The organism is Janthinobacterium foliorum, from assembly GCF_978021625.1.
In genome coordinates this window covers 1-524 of sequence record NZ_CDXDQE010000054.1, presented here as the reverse complement: position 1 = coordinate 524, position 524 = coordinate 1, and the positions used below count along the sequence as shown (strand labels likewise).

The window sequence follows — 524 nt, the reverse complement described above, 5'->3', positions numbered from 1 at the left end:
GCCAGCGCCGGCAGCAGCGCCGAGACCGACGAGAACAGCACGCAAAAGCGCGGCGCATCCTGCGCCAGGCACGCGAGCAGCACGTCCAGTCCCGCCACCTTCGGTTCCAGCACCCGCGCCACGGCCGCCAGCGACTTGCGCGCGAAGACCGGCGTGTCCGATTCGCCCAGTCCGGCCGCATGGAGCACGCCGGCGATGGGACCGAACCTGGCGCGCACATCGGCCAGGCACGCCCGCACGGCCGCCTCGTCCGACAGCGCCAAGGCCACCACCTCCACCTCCACGCCCTGCGCGCGCAGCTGCTCGATGTTGCGCATCTTCGCCGCCAGCGGGCCGTTCGCTGCCTGGTGGGCGGCCCACTGCGCTGGCGCCGGAAACACCTCGCGTCCGCTCAGCACCAGGCGCCGCACCCCATACTGGCGCACGGCATGCTGCGCGCACAGCATGCCGATGCCGCGCGTGCCGCCCGTCACCAGCAGCACCTGCTGCGCCTCGAAGCGCGGCAGCGGCGCCAGCCCGGCCGC

General features: G+C 74.2%; 1 protein-coding gene. It reads right to left on the bottom strand.

All coding sequences use genetic code 11. The features are described from left to right. Nucleotides 1-524 (bottom strand): KR domain-containing protein (locus ACZ92H_RS29435; RefSeq protein ID WP_465051971.1); only part of this gene is annotated, 524 nt, incomplete at both ends.